We start from the raw sequence: 21,582 nt of genomic DNA, 5'->3' as shown, positions 1-21,582 counted from the left end.
CACAGCCCGATTATTTCCAGTTAATATTCACCCGCTAAATATTTAGCAGCGTGTCTATTAAGGAAAAATAATGACTATAAAAAAATCAGCGCTGGCGGCAACGATCGGCGCGGCAGTGGCATTGACTACCTTCGCTTCTCAGGCGGAAATCACCGTTCTTAAGCAGGATCCTCAGGCGGGTAACCCGCTGAGCCGCCTGAACTTCACCGTGGGTGGGAGTATCCGTCCACAGTTCAACATGATGACCGGTGACGGCGACAAAGGTTCTTACAAGCGTAACGGCTTCGACGGCGGCACCCGTTTCCGTTTCGCAGCAGATTACTACCTGTTTGATGACATCAGTTGGGTAAGCTACTACGAGCTGGGCGTGAACTTCCCTGCAATGTTCAACTGGGACAACCACTACAGCGAAAGCGACCACGACACGACGCGTCGTATGCTCTACACCGGTCTGAAGAGCGACACCTGGGGTACGCTGACCTTCGGTCAACAGAACAGCGTTTACTATGATGTGGTGGGCGCGAAAACCGATATCTGGGACTACGACATGATCGGTCAGGCGCCAGGTAACGGGATCAAAGGCGATTACGACGGCTCTTACCGTTCACGTAATATGCTGAAATATAAGAAAACCGTGGGCGATGCTGACATTTATGCATCCTACCTGTTTGAAGACAGCGAATACCTGCCGGGCAACGGCCTGCGCTACAAGCGTAAAGGCGGCGGTTCACTGGGTCTGGATTACCACCTGACCACCGATCTGACCTGGGGCGCCGCGTGGAACTACACCCGTGCGGATATGCGTAACCCGGCCAATGGCGACAGCAAAACCTACGACCAGAACATCCTCGGTACCGCGCTGAGCTGGACCCCGGACAACTGGACATTCTCCGTTGGCGGCGGCTGGTATCAGAACTTCATGACCACCAAAAAAGTGTCTGTTAACGACTACTTCGCCGGTGATGCATGGGGTATTGAATACTTTGCGGGCTACAAGTTCCCAATTGGTCAGTATGCGGTTAAATCTATCCAGCCTTACTTCATGGGCGACCGTATTGACTACGTGAATGGCCGCAACTACCAGCGCATCGACAACGGCGTGGGTATCAGCTTCCAGCTGGATTACGGTTTCCGCGTGGACTACGAACACGTGTTCACCTCCAGCACCGACGACCTGGGCGACATGAACCTGGTGCGTCTGCGTTACGACTTCTAAGTGATCTTGTAGGGTGCGGCCTGATGCCCTCACCCTGACCCTCTCCCACGGGGAGAGGGAACAAACATTAAAAACGGCAACCCTGGTTGCCGTTTTGCTTTTACCTCGCCACCCGGCTTTCTTTTAGCGATTAAGCCAGTCAGCTACCTCGCCGTACGTCCCGCGATACACAATCTTCTCCGCCTTTTTCTCCAGCTGATAGCCGTACATCGGGTCGTAATAGTCGTTCAGGAGCGGTACAAGCCAGCTGAAGTGCGCGTCCGTGCTGCCAGATCGTTGCTGTTCCAGCAGCGCGGAATCTAACAGCACGGTGAATTCTGCATACCGCTGTAGCCCCAGACGGCGGCGTATGGCGAACAGGCCGTGGTGCAGGTACTCGCTGTACGCTTTCCAGCCCGCTTCCTCGCCGTAGGCAGCAGAAAAATCCGCCCACATATGGTCGAAATACTCTTCGCGCAGGCGTTCAAGACGGATTTCAAACGGATCCTCTACCACCACGATAGGCGCTTCAACCATCCGGTCGCGCAGGCACTCCGGCAGGTGGTTAGAGCCAATCATCCGACCTTCATCTTCCAGCACCCAGCGCGCGGCGTCTTTTTTCAATAGTTCAACCGCAAGGTGGTTTTCAAAGCTCGCCTGGGAAAGCTGCGGCGTGAGCGTGCGGCCAAAAGACGAACCGCGATGGTGCGCCAGCCCTTCCAGATCGATGCCCTGTGCGTGCTGCTTCACCAGCAGGGTTTTACCGTTTCCGGTACAGCCGCCGATAAGCACTATCGGCTTTTGTGACTGCTCAATCGTCACCTGAATCGCCGTCTGGCGCAGGGCTTTATAGCCGCCGCGGATCAGCGGGTAGTCGATGCCCGCCTCTTTAAGCCAGGCCTGCGAGATGTGCGAGCGCTGACCGCCGCGCGCGCAGCAGAGAAAGCCCTCAGGATGGGCAAGGCTGGCTTCACGCCAGGCGTTAATACGTGTCTCACGCGTCTCGCCGTTCACCAGACTATGGCCAAGCGCCAGCGCGGCCTCGGGGCCCTGGCGTTTATAGCAGGTGCCGACGGCGGCGCGTTCGTCGTCATTCATCAACGGCAGGTTAATGGCGGCGGGCATCGCACCCTGGGCAAATTCAATCGGCGCGCGAACGTCGATTAAAGGGGTATCAGACGCGAGGATCGCGCGATAGTCCGTTCCATCGTTCATGGTTATTCCAGAAGAAAACTCAGCAGCAATGGGCGGGGATTGTACGCCGGGGAAGGGGAAGGTCAACTCCCCGGCGCAGATGTCTTACTTGAGCTTTGACTGTGCCCAGACGATACCGCTCGCATATTCCGGCGGCAGGAGAGGGATCATGGCTTCCAGGGTGGCGCTCAGGCGGCCCGTGTCGCTGTCGTTCAGGTTCAGGTGACCGACCTTACGACCCGCGCGAACCTCTTTGTCATACCAGTGCAGATGCACCAGCGGCAGCTTCAGCCAGTCGTAGTTCAGATCGGTGCCGATCAGGTTGATCATCACCGACGGGCTGTCCACCACCGGCTGCGGCAGCGGCAGGTCGGTGATCGCGCGCAGGTGCAGTTCGAACTGGCTGATGGACGCGCCGTTTTGCGTCCAGTGGCCGCTGTTGTGCACGCGCGGTGCAAGTTCGTTGATCAGCAGACCGGACGGGGTGATAAAGCACTCCATCGCCATGACGCCCACATATCCGAGTTCGTGCATGATGGCAGAAAGCATCTCTTCTGCCTGCGCCTGCTGCTCAGCATTGGCGTGCGGGAAGGCGACGCTGGTGCGCAGAATACCGTCCTGATGCAGGTTATGCGTCAGCGGATAAAAGACGGTATGTCCGTCGTGCCCGCGTGCGCCAACCAGTGACACTTCACCGCTAAAGTTGATGCCCTGCTCAACGATGCATTCGCCGTAGCAGTCGTCCGGCAGCTCGGCAGTGTCGTCTGCGCGCAGACGCCACTGGCCACGGCCGTCGTAGCCGCCCACGCGGCGCTTCACGATGGCCAGCTCGCCCAGCATCGCGAAAACATCATTCCACTTGCTTTTATCGGACAGGAGCTGCCACGGCGCGGTCGGCAGGCCGAGCTTGTCGAACAGCTGCTTTTGCGTCAGACGGTCGGCAATGATCGGGAACACGTCGCGGTTTACGAAGGCGTTATGACGCGCCAGTTCGCGGGTCAGCGCGGTTTCCGGCCAGCGTTCGATCTCGGCGGTGATCACGCTCTGGTGGAACGGTACGGCTTCAGGTTCAGCGTCCAGCCCGACGGGCCAGACGGCAATACCCAGCGGCTCACCGGCCTGACGCAGCATGCGGCCTAACTGGCCGTTACCGAGGACGCAAACCTGCTTCATGCCGCACCCCGCGGGTCCGGATTGTCCAGCACTTCGTCGGTCTGGGCTTTACGCCACTCCGCCAGACGCTGATGTAACGCTTTATCGTGCGTCGCCAGGATCTGCGCGGCCAACAGGGCAGCGTTCGCCGCGCCCGCTTTGCCAATCGCCAGCGTCCCGACAGGAATACCGCGCGGCATCTGGACGATGGAGTAGAGGCTGTCCACACCGCTTAACGCGGCGCTTTGTACCGGGACGCCCAGAACCGGCACCAGGGTTTTGGCGGCAATCATGCCCGGCAGGTGTGCTGCGCCGCCCGCACCGGCAATGATCACCTCATAACCGTTCTCTTCGGCGCTTTCGGCGAAGCTGAACAGTTTGTCCGGTGTACGGTGCGCGGAGACCACTTCGACGTGGTGCGGAACATTCAGGATTTCAAAGATTTCGGCGGCGAACTGCATGGTAGCCCAGTCGCTTTTGGACCCCATCACGATGGCGACACGCGCCGGATTATTGCGGGAAGACATGCGTCTTAAAACTCCTGTGGTGCGAAACACACTGCTTTCGAGGGCACAGAGAATAGCATGTTATACGGGCAAGGAAAACGGTTGCGCGGTTAAATCTTGAGCCGTTGTTACCATCAATTCATAACAAAACAGACCGCATTCTGGCGGTCTGTTTTTGTCGAAGGGCAATCATTATTTCGTCAGTTCTGCGGTCATATACACGCGGTTGTCGACCTTCGCGCTGGTGATTTTGTAAGACGCGCCCTGTTCAGCAGCCTGTGCAGCAATTTTCGCTTCTGCGCGGTCAAGGGTTGAACCGGTTGCGCTGACGCTCTGCGCGAAAGCGCCGAAGGAAGCCAGGGAAAGAGCGGTAACTGCAACGAAAGTTTTGATGGATTTCATGGTCGTATTCCTTAAGTAATTTATCTGGGATAGGGCGTGCTGCCCTGATGTGATAAATAATAGGCCGACCACGGGCTGATTAAAATCGAAACAATTTGCCAATATTGTTCAAAAAAATAGAATGAACTGTAAGGGGTTAAAACGGAAAAGCGATCAGCTCCACACCCTCTGGCGTGACTTTGACCATGGATCCTTCTGAGTGCCATGCACCCAACACCACGCGATGGGCCGGTTCGCCGTTGGCGATAAGGGAATGCACGTCTGGACGATGGGTATGCCCGTGGATCAACCACTGAACGCCATGTTTTTCCATCACGTTGACCACCGCGTGAGGATTAACGTCCATGATGGTCATGGATTTGCTGCTGTTGGCGGCTTTACTGCCCGCGCGCATTCTGGCGGCGATGCGGTTGCGGATAAACAGCGGCAGGGCAAGGAACACCTTCTGGATCCACGGGGTGTGGACTTTAGCGCGAAACGCCAGGTAGCCGGTATCGTCGGTGCAGAGCGTGTCGCCGTGCATGATCAGCACCTTGCGGCCGTAGAGGTCGAGCACCTGTTCTTCCGGCAGCAGCGTCATGCCGCTTTCACGGGCGTAGCGCTTGCCGATCAGGAAATCACGGTTGCCGTGAATGAAGTAGCAGGGGACGCCGGAATCCACCAGCGCTTTAATGGCCGAAGCCATTTCACGGTGCAGCGGGTTAGGATCGTCGTCGCCAATCCAGGCTTCAAAGAGGTCGCCCAGGATGTACAGCGCATCGGCGCTTTTCGCTTCACCGCGTAAAAAACGCAGAAAACCGGCGGTTATCGCCGGTTCTTCTGTTTGCAGATGCAGATCCGCAATAAAGAGTGTCGCCACGAATTACTCGCTGACGGTCACGCTTGTAATCACAACGTCTTCTTTCGGAACGTCCTGGTGCATACCGCTGCGGCCAGTAGAGACGGCTTTGATCTTGTCAACCACGTCCATACCTTCAACCACTTCTGCGAATACGCAGTAGCCCCAACCCTGCAGGCTTTCGCCGGAGAAGTTCAGGAAGTCGTTGTCCGCCACGTTAATGAAGAACTGCGCGGTTGCAGAGTGAGGTGCCTGAGTACGCGCCATCGCCAGCGTGCCGCGGGTGTTTTTCAGGCCGTTGTTCGCTTCGTTCTTGATCGGCTCTTTAGTGGCTTTCTGGTTCATGCCAGGTTCGAAACCGCCGCCCTGGATCATAAAACCGTTGATCACGCGGTGGAAAATGGTGTTGTTGTAGAAACCTTCGCGGCAGTAGTCCAGGAAGTTTTTAACTGTTTCAGGCGCTTTGTCATCAAAGGTTTTGATTACGATATCGCCATGATTAGTGTGGAAAGTAACCATTTTTGCATCCTGTTCCGTTATTGTGGTACGTCGACCCGCGTTCGGGTCATCTATAGGGGCTTGTTATAGCATAACCACAGGATGCGATCACCTTGCATTGTGTGCTGCTTCGGGTTTGAATTACGGGTAGAATAGCCGGTTTTCAACCACACACGTGTTTACATGGAATCTTCGATGTTAAAAATCTTTAATACAATGACGCGCCAAAAAGAGGAATTTAAACCTATCCATGCCGGGGAAGTCGGCATGTACGTGTGTGGTATTACGGTTTACGATCTCTGTCACATTGGCCATGGCCGTACCTTTGTCGCTTTTGACGTGGTGTCACGCTACCTGCGTTTTCTGGGCTATACCCTGAAATACGTGCGTAATATCACCGACATCGACGACAAAATCATCAAGCGCGCTAATGAGAACGGCGAAAGCTTTGTCGCGCTGGTGGATCGCATGATCGTCGAGATGCACAAAGATTTCGACGCCCTGAATATTCAGCGCCCGGACAGCGAGCCGCGCGCGACCCACCATATTCACGAAATCATCGAGATCACCGAAAAGCTGATCGCACGCGGTCACGCCTACGTTGCGGACAACGGTGACGTGATGTTCTCGGTGCCAACGGACCCAACCTACGGTTCGCTTTCCCGTCAGGATCTGGATCAGCTCCAGGCCGGCGCCCGTGTCGACGTGGTTGACGTGAAGCGTAACCCGATGGACTTCGTGCTGTGGAAGATGTCCAAAGAGGGGGAGCCAAGCTGGCCATCCCCGTGGGGCGAAGGCCGCCCGGGCTGGCACATTGAGTGTTCCGCGATGAACTGCAAACAGCTGGGCAAGCACTTCGACATTCACGGCGGCGGTTCAGACCTGATGTTCCCGCACCACGAAAACGAAATTGCGCAGTCCACCTGCGCCCACGGCGGCGAGTACGTGAACTACTGGATGCACTCCGGGATGGTAATGGTTGACCGCGAGAAGATGTCGAAATCGCTGGGCAACTTCTTTACCGTGCGCGACGTGCTGAAGTATTACGACGCGGAAACCGTGCGCTACTTCCTGATGTCTGGCCACTATCGCAGCCAGCTGAACTACAGCGAAGAGAATCTGAAGCAGGCGCGCTCGGCGCTGGAGCGTCTGTACACCGCGCTGCGCGGGACCGACAGGTCTGTTCCGGCGGCAGGCGGCGAAGCGTTCGAAGCACGCTTTGTTGAGGTGATGAACGACGACTTCAACACCCCGGAAGCCTACTCCGTGCTGTTCGACATGGCGCGCGAAGTGAACCGCCTGAAGTCAGAAGATATGGCGGCGGCGAATGCGCTGGCGTCTCATCTGCGTAAGATCTCTTCCGTGCTCGGCCTGCTGGAGCAGGATCCGGACGTGTTCCTGCAGAGCGGTGCGCAGGCGGATGACGGCGAAGTGGCGGAAATTGAAGCGTTGATCAAAGCGCGTCTGGAAGCGCGTCAGGCGAAAGACTGGGCGGCGGCCGATGCGGCGCGTAACCGTCTGACCGAGATGGGCATCATTCTGGAAGACGGCCCGCAGGGTACCACCTGGCGCCGTAAGTAAGTCTGTAACGCCCGGTGTCGCTTACGCTTACCGGGCCTACGGGTAAAAGTAGGCCGGGTAAGGCGCTGCCGCCACCCGGCTTTTTTTTACCTTCTTCTCCACCACAACATTCCCATCAGCACAACCCCCGGCAGCCACACCCACAGCAGTTCTGAAATAATCACCTGATGCCCGTACGGCGTGGTATAGCGTGAGAGTGCAAACGGCGCGACCTTAATCACCTGCCACGGCGCAAAAAAGCGTTCATCTGACCACGGCCACAGCCAGCCGACGCCTTTCCCGCCTGTAGTAATCGAATCCAGCAGGCTGTGCGACAGCAGTGACACCGTTAAAAACAGCCAGCACCGCGTCAGGCTGGCCCTGAACCATCGTCGTCCAGTCAGCACGCAAAGTATCGGCACCGCAAAGGCAAACAGCAGGGAGTGGGTAAAGCCGCGATGGCCGAAAACATTTCCATACGCGACGCCGAACTTAAACGCCAGCACGTCGGCGTCCGGCAGCATGGCGAGAACAATCCCGGCAAACAGCAGGCGGGGAGGAATCACTTTGGTTCCCAGGCCCAGGCCCAGACAAAGCGGAACAGCAGCGTGCGTAATAACGGTAGGCATTGATATTATCCATGGCAAATCATGGAAATATAGCAGTAATCTCGCCTTAACAGACCTGTTCTGAATTCTGATTTTACGCCGACTCGCGCGCGATAAGCTGCCCGGAAAGCGTAATGCGCTGGGTTTGCAGCGTCGGCTCCTTTAGCGTGCGAATAATCAGCCCGGCAGCCTGACGCCCCGTCTCTTCGCTGGCGGATGAGACATAGGTAAATGACGGCGAGGTGAGGTTTACGTGGAGCATATCTTCGAAACCGACCAGCGCGACCTGCTGTGTTAAAAACACATCTTTACCCACCGTACGCCCGACCTGATGAATACCGGAGATGGAGCCGATCATGGCATCCGGCGAGTGGCAGAGCAGGGCGGTGATGGTGTTGTTTTTTTCCAGCAGCTGGCGGGTGGCGAAACCCGCGGCCAGCGTGTCATCGCTGCAGGCCGGAGAGTATTCATCGCGCCAGACCAGCCCATTTTGCGCCATCGCGCTGCGAAAACCGAGCAGGCGCTGTTCGCGGATAAGGCAGCCTTCACGTCCGCCAATGTAGGCGATATTACGATGGCCGCGCTCGATAAGATAACGCACCGCCAGATTGGCCGCCTGCCGGTTATCGCGCATCACCAGATTGCATTTTTCATCCAGCAGCGACTGAGAGACCACCACCAGCGGCAGCGGGCAGCGGCGAATCTGTTCCGGTAGGGTAGAGGTGCGGGTATCCGAGGCCAGATAGATCACCCCGGCGACGCCCTGCTGCTTAAACGACAGCAGGCAGCGCTCAAGATGGTCATGGTCGTTCTGGGGCTGGCCGAGAAAAACCATATACCCCTGTTTTTCAAGATCCTGAACGATGCTCGCCATCACCTTGATGGAGAAACTGTCGCTAAAGTCACGGAGGATCAGGCCAATCAGATTGGACGTATTGGCGCGGAGGTTGGCAGCGGCAACGTTATGAACATAGCCCAGCGTATTGATGGCAGCGTTGACCTTCTCGATCGTTGCCTCTGAGATTTTCCCTTTCTGACGCAGCACCAGCGAGACGGTTGAAACCGACACGCCCGCGTGCTTTGCGACATCAATAATGCTGACTTTCTTCAAAACCGCTCCCTGAAATTTGCCGATTATCAGCCAGATAAAACACGTCTCCCAGCGTACAGGAGACGTGTCGCTCAGGCATCTTATTATTTGCCGATCATGGTGGACATGGTCTGGGCGATAAACTGTGCTCTGGCACCGAAAATCACCTGAATACCGTTATCGCCGACGAAGACCACGCCGCGCGCGCCGAGTCCGTTCAGACCGTCTTTATCCACCACCTCGCTTTTTGTTACCTCCAGGCGAAGACGGGTGATACAGGCGCCGACGGAGTCGATGTTATGCGCCCCGCCCAGCAGGGTGATGATCTCGGTCGCGAGTTCAGAATCCGATTTCTCATCCGCGTTGGCGGTCACTTCAGTGCGGCCCGGCGTTTTCACGTCGAAGCGACGGATCACAAAGCGGAACGTGAAGTAATAAATCAGGCCCATTGGAATACCGATGATAATGGCGCTCAGGAAGTGGGTCTGGTAGCCGTTAAACGACGGCAGGATCCCGAATGACAGATAGTCGATAAAGCCCGCAGAGAACGACTTGGCAATATGCGCATGCAGCAGGTACATGGTCATGTAGGCCAGACCCGCCATGATGGCGTTAAAGACGTACAGAATCGGTGCCACGAAGATAAAGGTAAACTCAACCGGTTCGGTGATCCCGGTCAGGAAGCAGGTGAGCGCCGCGGAGAACAGAATACCGGCCGCGATTTTCTTATTCTTCGTATGGGCTTCGTGATACATCGCCAGGCACGCGGCGGGCAGCGCGAACAGCATCAGCGGGAATTCACCCTGCATGAACTTACCGGCGTTCTGGTAGGTATCGCTGCTGAAAGATTTCACCCCTTCTTCCAGCATCTTGAACCAGATGGTCTGGTCGCCATGGATCACCTGGCCTGCCTGGGTGGTGTAATCTCCAAACGAGTACCAGAACGACGGATACCAGATATGGTGCAGACCGAGCGGGATCAGCGCGCGCTCCACCAGACCGAAGATAAAGGTCGACGCCGCCTGATTATCGCCGTTCACCACCACGGAGAGCGCGTCGATACCGGCCTGGATATGCTGCCAGACGTACGGCAGCAGCAGCCCCATCAGGAACGAGAGGAACGCCGTTGCAATTGCCACGAAGCGCTTGCCGGAAAAGAAGCCCAGGAACTCCGGAAGCTGCATGGTGTGGAAGCGGTTATAGCACCAGGCCGCGAGAATACCGCAGATCAGGCCGCCAAAGACGCCCATCTGTAGCGTCGGAATGCCCACCACCATGGCGTATTTCCCGCCCTGGGAGGCCATTTCCGGCGTGATGCTCAGCACGGTGCTGATGGTGATATTGGTGACAAACACCGAAACGGCCGCAGACAGCGCCGCGATGCCGGATTCTGACGCCAGACCCACGGCGGAGCCAATGGCAAACAGCATCGGCAGGTTATCAAAAATAACCCCGCCTGCGTTCATCATCAGCGGCAGATGGAACTTATCGCCGAAGGCCAGCAGCAGGCCCGCAGCGGGAAGCAGTGAAATTGGCAGCATTAAGGCGCGACCAATCATCGATAACTTAGACAGCGATTTAACAAACCCTGATATCAGACTCATGCTGATTTCCCCCGAGTAGCGCTTTTTTTGGCGCTGTTATTGTAAGTAGAACGTTTTAGTAGAACGTTCTACTTATCGTGGGCAAAGAGTGAAAAACGCGCAACTGAATTTTCACGTTTCAACAGATGAAATAGTGATTATTTGAAGTTGATCGATAAATAACCGTGATGGGTGTGAGGGGATTTTTTATCCCCTCTCCCTGCGGGAGAGGGTTAGGGTGAGGGCATCAAACGGCTCAGGCCGTCACGGTTACGCTCTGTCCTTCAAAGCTCACGGTCTGTCCCGCGACAATCTTGCAGCGCTTGCGGGTTTCCACCACGCCGTCGACTTTTACCAGCCCGTCGGCGATAACGATTTTCGCCTGCGCGCCGCTTTCGCTCCAGCCTTCCAGCTTGAGCAGATCGCACAGCTCAACGTGCGGATGTTTCCCTAATGAAAAAGTCGCCATCTTACGCGTCCTCTACGTCGTGATATTCTTCGCATGCCTGCAAAGTATTCTGAATCAGCGTTGCGACGGTCATTGGACCTACGCCGCCCGGTACAGGGGTAATGTAAGAGGCGCGCGCGGCGGCATCTTCATACACCACGTCGCCAACCACTTTGCCGTTTTCCAGACGGTTAATCCCCACGTCCACGACGATCGCACCCTCTTTAATCCACTCGCCCGGAATAAAGCCCGGCTTACCGACCGCGACGATCAGCAGATCGGCATTTTCGACGTGGTGACGCAGGTTCTTGGTGAAGCGGTGGGTCACGGTGGTGGTGCAGCCGGCCAGCAGCAGCTCCATGCTCATCGGACGGCCCACGATGTTAGAGGCACCAATCACCACGGCGTTCAGGCCGTAGGTGTCGATGTTATAACGCTCCAGCAGCGTCACAATGCCGCGCGGCGTGCACGGGCGCAGACGCGGCGCACGCTGGCACAGGCGGCCAACGTTGTACGGATGGAAACCGTCCACGTCTTTATCCGGTGCGATACGCTCCAGCACCTTCACGTTGTCGATACCTGCTGGCAGCGGCAACTGAACCAGAATGCCGTCGATCTCTTTATCGGCATTCAGAGTGTCAATAAGTTCCAGCAGTTCTGCTTCGCTGGTGGTTTCCGGCAAATCGTAAGAGCGGGAGACGAAGCCGACCTCTTCACACGCTTTGCGCTTGCTGCCGACATAAATCTGCGATGCCGGGTTGCTGCCAACCAGCACAACGGCCAGCCCGGGGGCGCGTTTTCCGGCGGATTTACGCGCCTTCACTTTTTCCGCGACCTCAGAGCGCACCTGCTGCGCAATCGTTTTACCGTCAATAATCTTTGCTGCCATCAGAGAGAAGATTCCGTCTGTAACGTTTGAAAGGGGGGATGCGTGTATTTTGTCAGAAGCGAGCCTCGCTGTCAGTCACCCTTTACGCGTTTTTATCAGCAAGACGCAAAAACCCTTCTTAAGGGATGGTCAATTTCTTAGGCGGGATTAGGATGTGACCTGGCGAAATGGCAGCGTTTTGACATATTTAAAAATCGCCTCCTGAGCTACTTTGTCTCCTCCGAAATAAGCTTTCAATTACTCAATTGAACGTATTTCTTATTCCCGATTATTCGCGGGAAGGGTTATTTACATTTTAAAGGAATAGACATGAAACTCAGCAACATTGCTTCTACTGTTATTGCAACTTTGGCCCTGGTTGCGGGTGCCGCAAATGCAGCAGATCCTGCTGCGCCGGTTTCCGTAAATGGCGGTACCGTACATTTTAAAGGTGAGCTGGTTAATGCCGCTTGTTCAGTAAATACGGATTCTTCCGAGCAGACCGTTAATCTGGGTCAGTATCGCACCGCGAAATTTACCAAAGTGGGCGACACCACCTCTAATATTCCATTCAACATTGAACTGAACGATTGCGATCCGCTGGTTGCCAAAACTGCAGCTGTTGCGTTCACCGGTCAGATCGACCCAACCGACAAAACCCTGCTGGCCGTGACTTCCGGTAGCAACGACAACACCGCGAAAGGCGTGGGTATCGAGATCCTCGACAGCAAATCCAGCGTTCTGACCCCAGACGGCGCGACCTTCTCTGCTGCGCAGACGCTGATCGAAGGGACCAACACCCTGAAGTTCACCGCGCGTTATAAATCAACGGCTGCCACCACCGAGCCGGGCCAGGCGAACGCTGACGCCACCTTCGTAATGAAATACGAGTAATTCCTCCGCACAGGGATGTTCAGGCCTCAGGGACGAGGCCCGTCATACGCTATTGCCAGGAACGAAGGATGACAAGGACTGGAACACTACTGCTGTTAACCCTTGCGATGGCTTGCCCGGCATCGGCGCATACCGTGGTGATCGAAGGTGGCAAGGTTCATCTTCGGGGTGAACTGGTGAACGGCGGCTGCGCCGTGGCGCCCGATAGCCAGAATATGCGCATCGACATGGGGCAGTACCGAACCAATTCATTTTCCGGCGTGGGCAGTTTTTCCACGGTGAATGTGCCTTTCACCGTGCGGCTGCTGGACTGCAGCGTTGATGTTTCGCGCACCGTGGGGATCCAGTTTCAGGGCGTCACACCCGCAGAGGATCCGCAGGTCTTTCTGGCGACATCGCGGCCGGGTGAAACACCTGTCAGCAGCGGCGTCGGGCTGGCGCTCTTTGACGAACAGCAGCGTCAGATTATCCCAAACGCCACGGCCGTCAGCTGGCTGCCGATCGAAACCCGCGAGCTCGCGTTCCATTTTAGCGCTCGCTATCGGGCTATTTCCGAACATCTCGAGCCAGGCAAAATTCAGTCGGATGTCTGGTTTACGTTGATTTATCCATAACACCTGCGAACACATTATTAAAGGTACGGTTGTGATGAATACCCTAATTAAACCAGGACTTTTTTTATCGTTTATTTTGATAATGGTTTCTGCCTGCGCAAATGCATCCGGCGGTATTGCGCTGGGGGCCACGCGTGTTATTTATCCCGCAGAGGCGAAGCAAACGTCGCTGGCGATCACCAACAGCAACAAACAGGAACGCTATTTAATTAACGCGTGGATCGAAAATGCGAACGGGCAAAAAGAAAAAACCTTTGCCGTCACGCCGCCCCTGTTTGTTAGCGAGCCGAACAGTGAAAACACGCTGCGTATTATTTACGCCGGGCCGGCGCTGCCTGCCGACCGCGAATCGCTGTTTTACATGAACGTGAAGGCGATCCCGTCAGTGAACAAAGCGAAAACGGAAAACAATAACGTGCTGCAGCTGGCGATCCTCTCGCGCATCAAGCTGTTTGTGCGTCCGAACAACCTGGCGATGCAGCCGGAAGAGGCGCTTTCCCAGCTGCGGTTCGAACGCGCGGGCAGCCATCTCAAAGTCAGCAACGCGTCCCCGTATTACATCACCCTCGTCAATCTGAAGCTGGGCGGGCAGCAGCTGGATAACCTGATGGTTGCGCCGAAAAGCTCGGCTCAGCAGGTGCTGCCAGCCGGTGCCAGCGGTACGCTTTCCTGGCAGAGCGTGAATGACTACGGTGCCATCACCCCGGCGCGTAGCGTCAACCTGTGAGCAGAGTCAGGGCGATGAAAAACCACCAGAGACGTTACTGCCCGGTTGCGCTGGCGCTGATGGCTGCGCTCTGGCCGCAGGCTGGCTGGAGCGAAAGCTATTTCAACCCGGCCTTTTTGTCCGACGACACCGCCAGCGTGGCGGATTTGTCGCGTTTTGAACAAGGACACCAGCAGGCACCCGGCGTTTATCGCGTGGATATCTGGCGCAACGATGAGTTTATCGGTACCCAGGACGTGCGTTTTGAGCAGGCCGAGAATACGCCACCGGTGGCGGGCGGTTTATCGGCCTGCATTACGCGCGCGATGCTTGACCGCTTTGGCGTCAACGTTGCGGCGTTTCCCGAGCTGGCTAAGGTGCAGGGCGAGACCTGCGTTCCGCTGGCTACGGCCATACCCGGCAGCGAAACGGTATTCAACTTTGCCTCACAGCGTCTGGACGTCAGCCTGCCGCAGGTGGCGTTGCAGAACAGCGCCCGGGGCTATATTCCGCCCGAACAGTGGGATGAAGGCATCCCCGCCGCGCTGGTGAACTACAGCTTCACCGGTAACCGGGGAAGCGAAGACGACAGCTATTATCTGAACCTGCAAAGCGGGTTGAACTATGGCGCCTGGCGTTTACGTAACAACGGCGCATGGCGGTACACGCAGAATAACGGGCAGCGTCACAGCGAGTGGCAGAATATTGGCACCTGGGCGCAGCGCACCGTTATCCCGCTGAAAAGCGAACTGGTGCTGGGCGACAGCAATACCGGGAATGACGTTTTCGACAGCATGGGGTTCCGCGGCGGGCGGCTCTTCTCGTCTGACAGCATGTACCCGGACAGCCTGCAGGGCTACGCGCCGACCGTGCGCGGGATCGCCCGTACGCCCGCCAAAGTGGTGGTTCGCCAGAATGGCTACGTTATCTATCAAAGCTATGTCCAGCCGGGCGCATTTGCCATTACCGATCTTAACCCGACCTCCTCAAGCGGTGACCTGGAGGTCACGGTCGAAGAGAAAGACGGCACCCAGCAGCGCTATACCGTGCCGTACTCCACCGTGCCGCTTCTGCAGCGTGAAGGGCGCTGGAAGTACGACCTCGTCGCGGGGGATTACCGCAGCGGTAACAGCGATCAGGATACGCCGTTCTTCACCCAGGGCACCCTGATTACCGGTCTTGCCAACGGTTACACGCTCTACGGCGGGACACAGCTGGCGTCACGCTATACCGCGGTGGCCGTCGGAGCCGGAAAAAACCTGGGCGACTGGGGCGCGGTCTCGCTCGATATCACCCACGCCCGCAGCCAGCTTGCGGACGACAGCAAGCATGAAGGGCAGTCTCTGCGCTTCCTCTATGCGAAATCCCTTAACGGCTTCGGCACCAACTTCCAGCTGCTGGGCTACCGCTACTCCACGAAAGGCTTTTACACCCTCGACGATGTCGCCTGGCGCTCAATGGAAGGCTATCAGTATGCCGATAGCCAGAACGATAACGATGTTCCAGACGTGCAGAGTTATCACAACCTGACGTGGAATAAAAAAGGCCGCTTCCAACTCAACGTATCTCAGTCGCTGGGGGACTACGGCTCGGTCTATATCTCCGGTAGCGAGCAGACCTACTGGGGAACCGATGAGACGAACCTCTGGTACCAGTTGGGCTATGCGGGCGGCGTGAAGGGAATCAACTACTCCGTTTCGTGGTCGTGGAACAAATCCGTTGGGATAGACGGCACCGATCGGATCGCGTCATTTAACGTCTCCGTGCCGTTCAGCCTCTTTACCCGTCAGGGCTATCGCCGGGACAGCGCGATTGACCGCGCCTACGCTACGGCATCCGCCAGTCGAAACAGCGATGGCGACACAAGCTGGCAAACCGGCGTCAGCGGAACGCTGCTGGAGGACCGCAACCTGAACTACAGCGTGACCCAGGGACACACCAGCACCAACGGCGCAAGCGGAAGCGCCAGCGCCAACTGGCAGGCGACTTACGGCACATTGGGCGTGGGCTACAACTACAGCGACGATCAGCACGATCTCAACTGGCAGCTCTCCGGCGGGGTGGTCGGACACGCCGACGGCGTGACCTTCAGCCAGCCGCTGGGCGACACCAACGTGCTGATCAAAGCGCCGGGGGCATCAGGCGTCAGCATTGAAAACCAGACCGGGGTGAAAACCGACTGGCGAGGCTACGCGGTGATGCCGTATGCCACCGTCTATCGCTACAACCGCGTGGCGCTGGATACCAACACCATGAGCAACAACACCGATATCGAAAACAACGTGAGTAGCGTGGTGCCGACGAAAGGCGCGCTGGTGCGCGCCAGCTTTGATACCCGCATTGGCGTACGCGCTCTACTGACGGTGATGCGCGGTAACCAGCCCGTGCCGTTCGGCGCGGTGGTCCGTGAAACCCGAAGCGGTGTCACCAGCATGGTGGGGGATGACGGGCAAATTTACCTGAGTGGGCTGCCGCTGGAAGGCGAACTGCTGATCCAGTGGGGCGACGGGGCGCAGTCCCAGTGTCGCGCACCTTACAGCTTGTCTGAAAAGAGCCTGCAACAGGCAATCACACTTAAGGGGATCAGCTGTGATTAAAACCCAAATCTTTGCCTTGTCGCTGCTGGCGTTACTGCCCGCGACAAACGCATTCGCTACCGTGTGCGTCAATGAGAAAGGCGTGCCGACGGAGGTGCATTACGACCTGACGGATAAATTCAATAGCTCGAATAACCAGATTGGACAGGTCGTAACGCTCAGCGAAAAATCGCAGTGGGTAGGGGTGAATGCCGTCTGCCCGAAGGGCACGACCGGGAACACCACCAAGCGCAGCTATGTGACGGATTATCCAATCACCGGGACCAGCGATGGCTACCAGTATCTGAAGCTGAACGACTATCTGGACGGGGCCATGAAAATCACGGACAGCTACGCTGGCGTGTTTTACCCGCCAAAAAGCTATATCCAGATGGGGAGTCATCCTAACGTCTCCAAAAACAAACCGTTTGGCGTTCAGGACTCCAGCCTTGTCTTCCGCCTTAAGGTGACCCGGCGTTTTATCAACATGGTGGTGATCCCGCGCGCCACCATGTTCCGCGTCTACGTCACCACTACCTCCTCCGATCCGCTAACCACGCCGGTCTATACCATTAGCTACAGCGGAACCATTCAGGTGCCGCAAAGCTGCGCCATTAATGCCGGTAACGTGGTGGAGTTTGATTTCGGTGACATTGGCGCCTCTTTGTTCAGCAAGGCGGGCGTGGGTAACAAGCCGGAGGGCGTCTCATCGCAAAGCAAAACCATTGCGATCAAATGCACCAACGTGGAGGCGAACGCCATGCTGACGATGCGCGTCGAGGCGGAAAAAGTCTCTGATAATGTGCTGGTGTCGGATAACCCGGATGTGGGGTTCATCATTGCCAACGAGAGCGGAGCGCCGCTCACGCCTAACAACCTGACAAGCAAAATTCCGTTCCGCCTTGACGACAGCGCGCAGGCGCAGGTGGGGATCCGGGTCTGGCCGGTGAGCGTGACGGGCAATAAGCCAGCGGAAGGGCGTTTCACCTCGCGCGGGTATTTGCGCGTGGATTACGACTAAGGAGCCAATATGCGAAACGGGATCCGTTTTATCACCGTGGCGCTTTTTGCGCTTTGCACACAGGCTCAGGCGGACACCGCGTTGGGCGAGATTAACATTCGGCTCTACGGCAATATCGTTGATTTTACCTGCGTTGCCGAGGGCAGCGACAGCGACAAGACCGTCACGCTGGGCACCTGGCCCACGAAACAGCTCAGCACCACCGGGAGCCGCACGCAGCCCATGCCGTTTACGCTGAAGCTGACCGGCTGCCCGCCGGGCGCGGCGTCCATTACGTTTTCGGGTAAAGCTGACGGGAGCAATAACGGTTTGCTGGCGCTCAATGACGCCAGTACAGCAAGTCACGTCGCGGTAGAGATCAGGGATGCGGATAAAACGCGTCTGGCTCTCCAGCAGGCCAGCCAGCCGGTGTCGGTTGATGCGCAGGGGAATGCGACATTGTCGTTTTATGCCAATTATATTGCCACCGCAGATAACCCTCAGCCCGGACGAGCCGATGCGGATGCCACCTTTATGATTAACTATAATTAGCTCTGACCGCACTCCCTGCAGCTCAGATAAGCTGCAGGGAGTGAATTCAGGTTAAAGCAGTTCGTGCGCTTTGGCGTAGTCAATTAATTCCACGATGCTTTGCACACCCAGCTTGGAATAAATATTGGATTTATGCGCGCTAATAGTTTTGTTGCTTAATAGTAGCTGTTCAGCAATTTCCTTATTGGATAATCCATTCGCCAGATACCGTAATACCGTGACCTCACGATTCGATAATGGCATATCTACTGCCATCCCTTTCCCTGAACCCAGGTGGTTTATAAAGTTCAGCGTTTCCGACGGGAAAAAGGAATAGCCCATCAGGATCATTTCTACGGCGTTGTAGATCTCACCCAAATCTTTCCGTTTGCTGACGAAGCCATTTGCCCCGGCGCGAATGGCGCGACCCGCGTAAAATAGCTCTGATTTAGACGAGAGGAACAGAACCTTAATCTCTTTGTTTAAGTTTCTGATTCTCTTAAGTAAAGCGAAAGCATCCGTGCCCGTGAGTTCAATGTCAAGGATCACCAGATCGATAGGGTGATTGCGGATACAGTCAAGGACTTCATGGCTATCGCCAGACTTGAGCTTGACTGCGATATTCTTATTTTTCTGTAGCAGGACTTCTATCGACATTCTGACGATAGGATGTTCGTCCATAATGATAACGGATGCCGGTTTCATTTTTAATGCCTCAGATTGTTAAAAGCGTTATGCAGAGTTTGGTAAAACTCTCGAAATGCCGGAAGGATATAATGTGCAGATCCCTATACCGTAGTATTTCCCTGGAAAGAGCGAAAGCATCCTTGTTTACGTAATGAAAAGAACTATGCCTCAGCGCGGTCATCTCATTAGGCTGGTGTTGGCAAAAAGGTTTTTCTTATTCAAATTTGGTACGCATCTTATTATACAGGGTAAGTTTTTTCCGAAAACCCTGTAAATTAATATCCGCGTATGGGTTTGTATTATCTTCTGGATCTGAATCACTATTTTTTTAAAATTAGCGGAAATATCCTATTATCTCATTTACCGCATATTTTCATCTTTATGTAATAACAAAAAATAACAGATATCTCTGTATGTTGATCAATTGTTAACAAAAATAGACATCATTTCTGGGGGCGAACCCGCGACGCGGAGGTTAAAAATTGCCCTCGCAGGCCGTCAGACCTTCATCCGAAAGTGCTTGCGTTGACCACGATAACGGCACCAGGTCCGCAGGAGAACATGCTACCCGCTTCGCTTTTTACTCCTGGACGTTGTCGCTAAGCTGCTTGTTTTTACATCATTATCATCTTGTTAACGCTATCTGCATTCGCTTAACGGATGGAGGAAAGTGCTGCCGTTCATTCAATTTATGGCATTTCACAAGGTTTACGCCCATAAATTAGGAATAGTTATAAATTCGATTTTATTGTTAAAGATTAACATTTATGTAACGCAATTGGTAAGTAAATTCCTAAACCGCTTTAGGAAATAAGGGGTTAGGACGTGAGTGAAAACGTGCAGTCTGAGAGGTTATTAAGAAGATGAAGCAATTCCTGGCGATGGCTCAGCCCCAGCTTCAGCAGGATGCAGCTGAGACGATAGATAATGCGGCTATAGGGGCGATTCTGCATCAGGGCAATCTGACGCAGCGTCTTGCCCCGTGAGAGCTCCTGCAGGATGGGCCATTCATTGCGTGAGAACCAGTCTTTGTCGGAACCCTGCGGGGGGCGGGTATCCAGCAGGCTGTGCTGGAGCGCGGCGGCGTTCAGTTGGCGTTCGAGCACATGAAAGGGACCTGCCGCTTTGCAGAAGAGGCGGGTGTCGTAATTATCGGCCCGGACTAACAGCCAGGGCGTCAGGTACGGAGGAAACAGGCTATGCCTTCTCAACTGATCCAGTTTCTCCAGCAGCCCCGTGGACCGGCTTTCTATATCCACGACCAGACGGGCGGAGGGCCACTGTGTCTGAGCGATAAGGGCGTCGTCCAGCGTGGCGTAGTCGCAGCAGCTGCTCAGAGGAAACTGCCCGTTGAGAAAGCCGGTGCGCAGGTAGTGATCCTCCGTCACCAGAAGGATAAAAGGGGCGTCTGTTTTGCGGGGCTGGCTGATGGACTGGCTCAAAAATTCGAGTCGGTCGAAAAAGGGGGGAGCAAAAGGTGAGCGCGTAAATCCCAGTGCATCACTTCCTGTACGCCGCCGCCGGTAACGGCGCACTGTCATTCGCATGGTCTCCCTCCTGGAAATGGCGTTTTAATCCTCCGGCCATGTCCAGGACGGCCAGTAATATCCCTGGCCGAGGTCTGCGCCTGCCTGCAGTGCCCAGGTACGATCGCGTTCAGTCTCAATACCTTCAATAAGCACTTTCCCGGCCAGCTGAAAGCAAAGGGAAACCAGTTGCCTCAGCGCAGGGGTGTCGCGTAAACGCCAGAATGCTTCCTTATCTATTTTGACGCCGCTTAACGGGAGTCGACAGGATAAAAACGACTGCACTAAGACGTCGTCCACGTCATCCAGCCAGATAGCGTGTCCCTGTCTGCTAAGTTGCTGCAGATTCTGAACCACATGCTGCTTCTGTGCGACGGTTAGCGCCAAAAAGGACGCGAGGTCGACAATCTCAATATTGAGCTGCACGCCAGGTAACCTGATAAGTCGCTGAAAAGACGCAGGCTCCGTCAGGACGGTTATCGGCAGATTAATAAAAAGGTTATGTCCGTGCGGCGTATTTTTTAGCGTGGCAAGCTGCGCTTCAAGCAGGGTTATCGACCACTCAGCGGACCGATCGCAAAAAAAGTCCTCGCTGTGGCGGGTGTCGGACAGAACGCTAAGGACCTCCACGCCAACCTGGCGCAAGGAGGTGAGGGCGACGATAGGCTCAAGCTTAATGCCGACGATGTCCTGAGAAAGGTACTGTAACCGGGGGGGCGTATCGATCAGGTTTTGCGCTGTCACTCCATTGTCCTGTTGTCTGTCAGCCTCCAGGCGGCCGGGATACCTGACTCTAGTGTGACGAGCTGACGTTCAGGAAAACAGCAGGCGTTACTTAAATGCAACTAGGCCTTTTCGCAGCGCTAAATTTTACGGTGAAACAGGGAGAAATGTTGAGAAAATAGCCGTATTTACAACCGGCTAGCGGTAATTGCCCAGGAAAGCGGAAAAGGCATTGACTCACCTGCCATTGACCGTATAATTCTTCGCGTTTCACCACCGCGAAGCACACGCTTCTCAGTGCGCCCTTAGCTCAGTTGGATAGAGCAACGGCCTTCTAAGCCGTAGGTCGTAGGTTCGAATCCTACAGGGCGTGCCATTTCCTC

The 21,582-nt window shown here is 55.6% G+C and carries 22 protein-coding genes and 1 tRNA gene; 9 read left to right on the top strand and 14 right to left on the bottom strand.

From position 1 onward, the window contains the following. Positions 1-70 precede the first annotated feature (70 nt). The gene (locus BM007_RS07680) at positions 71-1,216 is read left to right on the top strand and encodes a porin (RefSeq protein ID WP_024906872.1); all 1,146 of its coding nucleotides are present in this window, start codon (positions 71-73) and stop codon (positions 1,214-1,216) included. Between the two features lie 123 nt (positions 1,217-1,339). Here the strand turns inward: BM007_RS07680 and mnmH are convergent, their stop codons facing one another. The 6 genes from mnmH to ppiB form a co-directional block, all read right to left on the bottom strand. Next, the gene (mnmH, locus tag BM007_RS07675; RefSeq protein ID WP_090417969.1) at positions 1,340-2,410 is read right to left on the bottom strand and encodes a tRNA 2-selenouridine(34) synthase MnmH; all 1,071 of its coding nucleotides are present in this window, start codon (positions 2,408-2,410) and stop codon (positions 1,340-1,342) included. A gap of 84 nt (positions 2,411-2,494) precedes the next feature. Then, a complete protein-coding gene (purK, locus tag BM007_RS07670) occupies positions 2,495-3,562 on the bottom strand; it encodes a 5-(carboxyamino)imidazole ribonucleotide synthase (RefSeq protein ID WP_061715844.1) in 1,068 nt (355 codons plus the stop codon). Continuing rightward, on the bottom strand, positions 3,559-4,068 hold the full coding sequence (gene purE, locus BM007_RS07665; RefSeq protein WP_014882834.1) for a 5-(carboxyamino)imidazole ribonucleotide mutase: 510 nt from the start codon (positions 4,066-4,068) through the stop codon (positions 3,559-3,561). The genes purK and purE overlap by 4 nt, the downstream gene beginning before the upstream one ends. Positions 4,069-4,239: 171 nt before the next feature. Next, on the bottom strand, positions 4,240-4,449 hold the full coding sequence (locus BM007_RS07655) for a YdgH/BhsA/McbA-like domain containing protein (protein WP_024906875.1): 210 nt from the start codon (positions 4,447-4,449) through the stop codon (positions 4,240-4,242). Between the two features lie 136 nt (positions 4,450-4,585). Continuing rightward, positions 4,586-5,308 carry a UDP-2,3-diacylglucosamine diphosphatase gene (gene lpxH, locus BM007_RS07650; RefSeq protein ID WP_024906876.1) on the bottom strand — a complete coding sequence of 241 codons (723 nt, stop codon included), beginning with the start codon at positions 5,306-5,308 and terminating at the stop codon, positions 4,586-4,588. Between the two features lie 3 nt (positions 5,309-5,311). Beyond that, the gene (gene ppiB, locus BM007_RS07645) at positions 5,312-5,806 is read right to left on the bottom strand and encodes a peptidylprolyl isomerase B (protein WP_008499327.1); all 495 of its coding nucleotides are present in this window, start codon (positions 5,804-5,806) and stop codon (positions 5,312-5,314) included. Between the two features lie 174 nt (positions 5,807-5,980). Here ppiB and cysS point away from each other — a divergent pair, with 174 nt between their 5' ends. After that, a complete protein-coding gene (gene cysS / locus BM007_RS07640; RefSeq protein WP_032646206.1) occupies positions 5,981-7,366 on the top strand; it encodes a cysteine--tRNA ligase in 1,386 nt (461 codons plus the stop codon). A gap of 86 nt (positions 7,367-7,452) precedes the next feature. Here cysS and BM007_RS07635 read toward each other — a convergent pair whose 3' ends face one another. From BM007_RS07635 to folD, 5 genes are all read right to left on the bottom strand, one after another. Continuing rightward, positions 7,453-7,974 (bottom strand): metal-dependent hydrolase, encoded by a 522-nt coding sequence (locus BM007_RS07635; protein WP_024906878.1) that lies wholly within the window; start codon positions 7,972-7,974, stop codon positions 7,453-7,455. Positions 7,975-8,047: 73 nt separating this feature from the next. Continuing rightward, positions 8,048-9,064, bottom strand: coding sequence for a Mal regulon transcriptional regulator MalI (gene malI / locus BM007_RS07630; protein ID WP_090417966.1), 1,017 nt, complete (start codon positions 9,062-9,064; stop codon positions 8,048-8,050). An 83-nt stretch (positions 9,065-9,147) separates the two neighbouring features. Beyond that, the gene (locus tag BM007_RS07625; protein WP_024906880.1) at positions 9,148-10,647 is read right to left on the bottom strand and encodes a PTS transporter subunit EIIC; all 1,500 of its coding nucleotides are present in this window, start codon (positions 10,645-10,647) and stop codon (positions 9,148-9,150) included. 235 nt (positions 10,648-10,882) lie between these two features. Continuing rightward, the gene (ybcJ, locus tag BM007_RS07620) at positions 10,883-11,095 is read right to left on the bottom strand and encodes a ribosome-associated protein YbcJ (RefSeq protein WP_023334767.1); all 213 of its coding nucleotides are present in this window, start codon (positions 11,093-11,095) and stop codon (positions 10,883-10,885) included. A 1-nt stretch (position 11,096) separates the two neighbouring features. Then, entirely contained in the window at positions 11,097-11,963 is an 867-nt protein-coding gene (gene folD, locus BM007_RS07615) for a bifunctional methylenetetrahydrofolate dehydrogenase/methenyltetrahydrofolate cyclohydrolase FolD (protein WP_090417963.1), read from the bottom strand. A 309-nt stretch (positions 11,964-12,272) separates the two neighbouring features. Here folD and fimA point away from each other — a divergent pair, with 309 nt between their 5' ends. The 6 genes from fimA to sfmF all read left to right on the top strand — a co-directional run bounded on the left by fimA (position 12,273) and on the right by sfmF (position 18,284). Continuing rightward, positions 12,273-12,836 carry a type 1 fimbrial major subunit FimA gene (gene fimA / locus BM007_RS07610; RefSeq protein ID WP_008499333.1) on the top strand — a complete coding sequence of 188 codons (564 nt, stop codon included), beginning with the start codon at positions 12,273-12,275 and terminating at the stop codon, positions 12,834-12,836. A gap of 68 nt (positions 12,837-12,904) precedes the next feature. Continuing rightward, positions 12,905-13,450, top strand: a complete 546-nt coding sequence (fimI, locus tag BM007_RS07605) for a type 1 fimbrial protein subunit FimI (protein ID WP_024906881.1) — start codon at positions 12,905-12,907, stop codon at positions 13,448-13,450. A 34-nt stretch (positions 13,451-13,484) separates the two neighbouring features. After that, positions 13,485-14,177 carry a type 1 fimbria chaperone FimC gene (gene fimC / locus BM007_RS07600; protein ID WP_090417960.1) on the top strand — a complete coding sequence of 231 codons (693 nt, stop codon included), beginning with the start codon at positions 13,485-13,487 and terminating at the stop codon, positions 14,175-14,177. Between the two features lie 14 nt (positions 14,178-14,191). Next, on the top strand, positions 14,192-16,753 hold the full coding sequence (locus BM007_RS07595) for a fimbrial biogenesis usher protein (protein WP_090417957.1): 2,562 nt from the start codon (positions 14,192-14,194) through the stop codon (positions 16,751-16,753). Further along, positions 16,746-17,753 (top strand): type 1 fimbria D-mannose specific adhesin FimH, encoded by a 1,008-nt coding sequence (gene fimH / locus BM007_RS07590; RefSeq protein ID WP_024906884.1) that lies wholly within the window; start codon positions 16,746-16,748, stop codon positions 17,751-17,753. The genes BM007_RS07595 and fimH overlap by 8 nt, the downstream gene beginning before the upstream one ends. A 9-nt stretch (positions 17,754-17,762) precedes the next feature. Next, on the top strand, positions 17,763-18,284 hold the full coding sequence (gene sfmF / locus BM007_RS23395; protein ID WP_032646212.1) for a fimbria assembly protein: 522 nt from the start codon (positions 17,763-17,765) through the stop codon (positions 18,282-18,284). A 51-nt stretch (positions 18,285-18,335) separates the two neighbouring features. On the opposite strand, the gene fimZ is transcribed toward sfmF, so the two are convergent. From fimZ to BM007_RS07570, 3 genes are all read right to left on the bottom strand, one after another. Next, on the bottom strand, positions 18,336-18,968 hold the full coding sequence (fimZ, locus tag BM007_RS07580) for a fimbria biosynthesis transcriptional regulator FimZ (RefSeq protein WP_024906886.1): 633 nt from the start codon (positions 18,966-18,968) through the stop codon (positions 18,336-18,338). An 800-nt stretch (positions 18,969-19,768) separates the two neighbouring features. Further along, entirely contained in the window at positions 19,769-20,497 is a 729-nt protein-coding gene (locus BM007_RS07575; RefSeq protein WP_048991448.1) for a helix-turn-helix transcriptional regulator, read from the bottom strand. A gap of 24 nt (positions 20,498-20,521) precedes the next feature. Continuing rightward, positions 20,522-21,220 carry an EAL domain-containing protein gene (locus BM007_RS07570; RefSeq protein WP_048991446.1) on the bottom strand — a complete coding sequence of 233 codons (699 nt, stop codon included), beginning with the start codon at positions 21,218-21,220 and terminating at the stop codon, positions 20,522-20,524. Positions 21,221-21,498: 278 nt separating this feature from the next. Here BM007_RS07570 and BM007_RS07565 point away from each other — a divergent pair. Further along, positions 21,499-21,575, top strand: a tRNA-Arg gene (locus BM007_RS07565). The last annotated feature ends 7 nt before the right edge of the window (positions 21,576-21,582 follow it).

Source organism: Enterobacter sp. NFIX59 (assembly GCF_900113755.1).
GTDB lineage: Bacteria > Pseudomonadota > Gammaproteobacteria > Enterobacterales > Enterobacteriaceae > Enterobacter > Enterobacter pseudoroggenkampii.
The sequence above is the reverse complement of the archived record's forward strand: the minus strand, read 5'-3'. Positions and strand labels throughout refer to the sequence as shown.